This is a genomic window from Bacteroides sp. An279, from assembly GCF_002159615.1.
Classification (GTDB): domain Bacteria; phylum Bacteroidota; class Bacteroidia; order Bacteroidales; family Bacteroidaceae; genus Phocaeicola; species Phocaeicola intestinalis.
In genome coordinates this window covers 42973-49481 of the sequence record NZ_NFJA01000019.1, presented here as the reverse complement: position 1 = coordinate 49481, position 6509 = coordinate 42973, and the positions used below count along the sequence as shown (strand labels likewise).

The window sequence follows — 6509 nt, the reverse complement described above, 5'->3', positions numbered from 1 at the left end:
TGACGAAGAACAGGAGCGGAAAGGACCAAAAAATCGCCCAAAGCACACACGAAAACGGATACATCAAGCCAAGAAAAACTTTTTGGAGAAATTCAAAACAGCTTCTAAAATCGTACTTCGTAAATCGAAAAATTGAATATCCGTGTAATCTGTGGTGCTTTTTATAATATTCCATCAGGAGTACCGTCGTGGGAAACGGAATGCGATGCTTAGGATGGCGAATATTCCTAATGCCATCGGATAATAAAGGTAGGGAATAATGTCGAGTGGAGACAATTGGGTCAGTCCGGCTGCAATCAGCATCTGTGCCCCATAGGGGATAATGCCCTGTATTACGCACGAGAATGTGTCGAGTATGCTGGCACTTTTCCGCTTGTCTACCCGGTATTCTTCCGCTATGCGGCTGGCGAGTGGACCCACTGTGATGATGGCAATCGTATTGTTGGCGGTACAGAAATTGGCAAGGCTGACGAGGGCGGCAATGCTGAATTCGGCTCCCCGGTTGTTGTTGATGCGTTCGGTCAGCCGGTGCAGGATATAGTCGATGCCTCCATTGAACCGGATGAGTTCCAGCATACCGCCTGCCATCAGCGTGATGATAATCAGTTCCCCCATTCCCAGTACACCTTCTCCCATTGCGCCAAACCATCCGAAAAGGTCGAATGTGCCGTATCCCCATCCGATGATGCCGGTCGACAGCAAGCCTAAGAGCAATACCAGTGTGACATTCATTCCGGCGATGGAAGTCCCCAGCACGATAAGGTAGGGGATGATTTTCACCCATTCGATGGGAGAGATGTCGGGATGGGCTTCGGTTTGCATTCCGTATACAATGTAGTATATCAATACCAGCAGGGCTGCCGGGAGAGCAATCAGAAAATTGACACGGAACTTGTCGCGCATCACGCAGCCTTGGGTGCGTGTCGCGGCAATGGTGGTATCGGAAATAAAAGAAAGATTGTCACCAAAGAAAGCCCCTCCAACGACGATGGCCGTCATAAACGCCATGCTGATGTCGGTCTTGGCGGCAATGCCTGCAGCTACCGGAGCAAGGGCGACAATGGTGCCTACCGAGGTGCCGATGGAGAGCGAGATAAAGCACGAGGCGAGAAATACGCCGGCAAGCAACAGGTTTTCCGGAAGGAGCCAGAGGGTAAGATTGACGGTAGCATCAATGGCTCCCATGGCTTTTGCCGACTGGGCAAAGGCTCCGGCAAGGATAAATATCCAAATCATCAGCATGATGTTGGTATTGGCGGCTCCCGAAGAGTATTGCAGGATGCGGTCGTTCAGCGAAAGCCCTTTGGTTGTGGCGACGGCATAAACCGAAGCTACCAGGAACGCCACGGTTATGGGAACTTTGTAAAAGTCGTTGACGATGATGGAGGTTATCAGGTACAGGCACAGAAAAACGACGAGCGGCATCAGTGCCCATCCGTTCGGCTTGTTTACAATGGGAGTCAGTTTGTTATAGTCCATGAGTCGAAAAATCTGTAAAATGAAAGCTGGTGCAAAGATAATATTTTTATATGAATGTCCGCATTTCACCAATAAGGAGTTATTTCAGGGAGTTAAAGGGAGTTAGAAGCCAATACTTTTACTAATGGAAACCATAGCAGGACTATTGGCGTTTAACTCCTGTGAGCGAAGCGGGCATAACTCCTTTTCATCCATTGGGATGTTTGCGGATATTCAAAACAAATAACGGAGCAATGCTTCTGCACCCTCCGTTATTTGTTTCATTGCTTTATTTTTCATTCCTTATAGCGTAACTCCAGTCTTGAAGATGGCTATTTCGCGGTAGTTTTTCTTTTCATTGTTTACCCATTCTCCGCTTGCCACTTGGATGACATAGTCGGTAAAACGGCGGCAAGTTACTTCCATCGGTTCGTTTTCTACGATTACTCCAGCATTAAAGTCAATCCATCCGGGCTTGTGGGCAGCAAGGCGGGAATTGGTGGATATTTTCATTGTGGGGACGTAAGTGCCGAAAGGTGTACCGCGTCCAGTAGTAAAGAGTACGAGGTGGCAGCCGCATGAAGCCAGAGCTGTAGCTGCTACTAAGTCGTTGCCTGGTGCCGACAGTAGGCTTAAGCCTTTCGTCTGCAAGCGTTCGCCGTAAGGCAATACCCCCGACACATAACTCTTTCCGCACTTTTGTGTGCATCCCAAAGCTTTTTCTTCCAGAGTGGAAATGCCTCCAGCCTTGTTTCCTGGAGATGGATTTTCGCCTACAGGTTCGCCGTGTGACAAAAAGTATTCTTTGAAGTCATTTATCAGGTGTACGGTCTGTTCGAACAGTTCCGGAGTTTTACAGCGGTTCATCAGGATGGTTTCGGCGCCGAACATTTCCGGTACTTCGGTCAGGACAGAAGTGCCGCCTTGTGCGATGAGGTAGTCAGAGAACATGCCCAGCAGCGGATTGGCTGTAATGCCCGAGAATCCGTCCGAGCCTCCACATTTTAGTCCTACGCGCAGTTCCGAGAGTGGGACATCGGTGCGGACATCCTGCTTGCATTTGGCATACAGGTCCCGCAGAATCTTCATGCCTTCTTCCAGTTCGTCGTCCACTTTCTGTGCTACCATAAATTTGATGCGCTCTTCATCATACGTACCGATAAATTCACGGAAGATGTCCGGCTGGTTGTTTTCACATCCCAGTCCTACTACCAGTACGGCTCCGGCATTGGGGTGAAGCACCATGTCGCGCAAGATTTTCTTGGTGTTTTCGTGGTCATCTCCCAGTTGCGAGCAGCCATAGTTGTGGGGGAAAGCTACGATGGCATCAATGCCTTCCTCGTTTGTTTCCCGGCGCAAGGTTTCGGCAAGTTGGTTTACGATGCCGTTCACGCAGCCCACGGTCGGAATAATCCATATCTCGTTGCGGATGCCCACGTCACCGTTTTTACGCCGGTAACCTTTGAATGTACGGTTTTCGTAGGGGATGTCTAGTGCTACTTCGGCCGGCTGGTACGTGTATTCCAGCAATCCGGCAAGGTTGGTCTTGATTTCCTTTTCCGAAATCCAGCTTCCTTGCGGTACGTGCTTTGTGGCGTGTCCGATGGGATATCCGTATTTGATGATGTTGTCGCCTTCATTAAAGTCCGTCAGTGTCACCTTGTGTCCGGCGGGAATGTCTGTTTTCAGCACGATGTCCTGACCGTCTACGGTAATGGTTTCGCCTGATTTCAACGGGGTGATTGCAACGGCTACATTGTCGGCAGGGTTGATTTTCAAATAAGTTGTTTCCATAAATAATTGGTTTTTGAGTTTTTAAGTTTTTTGGGTTTTTGAGTTTGTGGGTTTCTGTTATGAAGAACGTAAGAAGTCACAGACTCAAGAACTAAAGGTTAGTTATGATTGTTCCGGTGCATGTCCAGATAGAAGTCGATGTTTTCTATCGAAAGGAAATTGATGGGCATATAGTTGCATTCTTTGATAGTTTTCTTCAGGATTAAATGGTCGCACAGGCTTGCAATGCTGTTATAGCCTTGAAGTGAGGGTTGCTGGGCGATAATAAAGTCGATACTGCCTTTTCTCAGGCAGTTGACATTACGCTCCAACAGGTCATATCCCATCAGGTGAAAGTTTTTCCGGTGCTGCTTTTCCATGTATTCGCCAATGATATATGCTTTCGAGTTGAATGTAATGCCATAGGACAGTTCCGGATGTTCCCGGAAGAAGTCATTCAGCAACGTTTCATCCTCGCCCGGTCGTTTGGCATACAGGTTCAGTTCCAGCATTGTCAGGTTGGGATGATGTTCTTTCATATAGCTGTAAAATCCTTCTTCGCGATGCAGCTGCTGGTTCGAACCCAGCCTGCCTTCGTTTATCTGGCGGAATATTACCAGTTCGGTTTGGTCTTGCATCAGCATTTTCATGATGCGTGCGGCAAAGTATCCGCTTTGTTTGGCATGTTGCCCGTAAAAGGCAAGCGGTTTGAGGCTTGGGATGTTCGAGTCTATAAATATATAAGGTATAGAACGTGCCTGCAGCTCGCCGGCAAATCCGGTAGTTTCCGATTCGATGGTAGGAGAGATGACCAGTCCGTCGGGAGCCTCTTCCAGCAGTTTTTCTCCTGCCCGCCTGAAGTCGCCTGGCATATATTGGTCGTAGTATCCGCTTACCAGTGATATATTGAAATCCGAGAATGCCTTGATAGCACGTTTCATCCCGTTTTCTACATACGTCCAGTATTCTCCTGCTGTATGTTGGGGCAGCAGGCAGGCAAAGACGTATTTCTTGTTCGATGCCAGTGCGCTGGCATACATATTCGGCTGGTAGTCTAGTTGTTTCAGGATATTTTCTACTTTTTTCCGGCTGGCTTCAGATACTCCGCTGCGTCCGTGAAGCACACGGTCGACCGTGCCTACTGATACCCCTGCCAGATGGGCTATGTCTTTGATTCGGATTCGTTCTGCTTGTTTGTCCATGTCTCTATACCTTAATAAAATGTGTTTTAAAAGATGGTTTAATGTGTGTGTTGAAAAAATATCGATACAAATATATTACTTTTTTTGGTATTTAAAAAATAAATCGTACCTTTGTGTGCGTACACAGAGCGGATAAATGTTTTCCTTTATGGAAAGTATGGAATTTAATCAAACAAGAAGTATAAACGATATAAAAATTATTAGCAATGGGAAAAATTGTTACTTTAGGCGAGATTATGTTGCGGCTGTCTACGCCGGGCAATACGCGGTTCGTACAGTCGGATAGTTTCGATGTAGTGTATGGTGGCGGCGAAGCGAATGTAGCTGTCAGCTGTGCCAATTATGGACATGATGCTTATTTTGTAACCAAATTGCCGAAGCATGAAATCGGACAATGTGCCCTCAACGCTTTGCGCAAATATGGTGTCAAGACCGATTATATTGCCCGTGGCGGTGACCGTCTGGGTATTTATTATCTTGAAACAGGTGCTTCTATGCGCCCGAGTAAAGTGATTTACGACCGTGCACACTCAGCTATCGCTGAAGCTGAGCCTTCTGACTTCGACTTTGACGCTATCATGGAAGGTGCTGACTGGTTCCACTGGTCGGGCATCACGCCGGCTATTTCCGATAAAGCTGCAGAACTGACCAAATTGGCTTGCGAGGCTGCCAAGCGTCACGGAGTAACGGTATCTGTAGACTTGAACTTCCGTAAGAAATTGTGGACCAAGGAAAAAGCCCAGTCTATCATGCGCCCGTTGATGCAATACGTGGATGTTTGCATCGGAAACGAAGAAGATGCGGAACTCTGCCTGGGATTCAAGCCCGATGCTGATGTAGAAGGCGGAAAGACCGATGCGGAAGGTTACAAAGGCATTTTTACTGCCATGGCGAAAGAATTCGGATTCAAGTATGTTATCTCTACCTTGCGTGAATCGTTCTCGGCTACTCACAATGGCTGGAAAGCAATGATTTATAACGGCGAAGAGTTCTATACATCGAAGCGTTACGACATCAACCCCATTATCGACCGTGTAGGTGGCGGCGACTCGTTCTCAGGCGGTATCATCCACGGTCTGCTGACGAAGCCGAATCAAGGCGAAGCATTGGAATTTGCCGTAGCTGCTTCTGCATTGAAACATACCATCAACGGTGACTTCAACCTTGTTTCGGTAGAAGAGGTAGAAGCACTGGCTGGCGGTGATGCAAGCGGTCGCGTACAACGCTAAATCTTTTTATTCACCACAGATTACACAGATAGGTTCATTTGATTTTAAAATAATCTGTGTAATCTGTGGTGAGAAATTTCATAAACTTAAAACTTTAAATTGTGGCAAAATTTGATAAGATAGCTGTGTTGAACAAAATCGGTTCAACCGGCATGGTGCCTGTGTTCTACCATAAAGACGCAGAAGTGGCAAAGAAAGTGGTTAAGGCTTGCTATGATGGCGGCGTGCGTGCTTTCGAGTTTACAAACCGTGGTGACTTCGCTCACGAGGTATTTGCCGAAGTAGTGAAGTTCGCCGCTAAGGAATGTCCTGAAATGGCGATGGGCGTAGGCTCTGTAGTAGACCCTGCTACGGCTGCGCTTTATATCCAGTTGGGAGCCAACTTCGTGGTAGGTCCGTTGTTCAATCCCGAAATCGCTAAGGTATGCAACCGCCGTTTGGTAGCTTACACTCCGGGATGCGGAAGCGTGTCCGAAGTAGGTTTTGCACAAGAAGTAGGCTGCGACCTGTGTAAGATATTCCCGGGTGATGTATTAGGTCCGAAATTGGTAAAAGGCATGTTGGCACCGATGCCGTGGTCGAAACTGATGGTGACCGGCGGTGTAGAGCCTACCCAGGAAAACCTGACTTCATGGATCAAGGCTGGTGTGTTCTGCGTAGGCATGGGTTCGAAGCTCTTCCCGAAAGATAGGGTAGCGGCAGAAGACTGGGCTTACATTACCGATAAGTGTAAGGAAGCGTTAGGCTATATTGCCGAAGCGCGCAAATAAAGGAACGAAAGTTCATTTTGTTTAAAGGTGTATAAAGCGAGAGGCGTCGCAGGCATGCGGAAGCATGTTTTGCGACG

The 6509-nt window shown here is 47.6% G+C and carries 5 protein-coding genes; 2 read left to right on the top strand and 3 right to left on the bottom strand.

All coding sequences use genetic code 11. The annotated features are described in order from the left end of the window. Positions 1-174 precede the first annotated feature (174 nt). The 3 genes from B5F78_RS05395 to B5F78_RS05385 form a co-directional block, all read right to left on the bottom strand. The gene (locus B5F78_RS05395; RefSeq protein WP_087406219.1) at positions 175-1479 is read right to left on the bottom strand and encodes a Na+/H+ antiporter NhaC family protein; all 1305 of its coding nucleotides are present in this window, start codon (positions 1477-1479) and stop codon (positions 175-177) included. Positions 1480-1761: 282 nt separating this feature from the next. Further along, complete coding sequence (locus tag B5F78_RS05390; RefSeq protein WP_022038974.1) at positions 1762-3252, bottom strand: UxaA family hydrolase; 1491 nt, start codon at positions 3250-3252, stop codon at positions 1762-1764. 98 nt (positions 3253-3350) lie between these two features. Next, on the bottom strand, positions 3351-4433 hold the full coding sequence (locus B5F78_RS05385; RefSeq protein ID WP_087211761.1) for a LacI family DNA-binding transcriptional regulator: 1083 nt from the start codon (positions 4431-4433) through the stop codon (positions 3351-3353). A 206-nt stretch (positions 4434-4639) separates the two neighbouring features. On the opposite strand from B5F78_RS05385, the gene B5F78_RS05380 reads away from it, so the two are divergent. Beyond that, on the top strand, positions 4640-5662 hold the full coding sequence (locus B5F78_RS05380) for a sugar kinase (RefSeq protein ID WP_087211758.1): 1023 nt from the start codon (positions 4640-4642) through the stop codon (positions 5660-5662). 101 nt (positions 5663-5763) lie between these two features. Beyond that, positions 5764-6432 carry a bifunctional 4-hydroxy-2-oxoglutarate aldolase/2-dehydro-3-deoxy-phosphogluconate aldolase gene (locus B5F78_RS05375; protein WP_087406218.1) on the top strand — a complete coding sequence of 223 codons (669 nt, stop codon included), beginning with the start codon at positions 5764-5766 and terminating at the stop codon, positions 6430-6432. Positions 6433-6509: the final 77 nt, after the last annotated feature.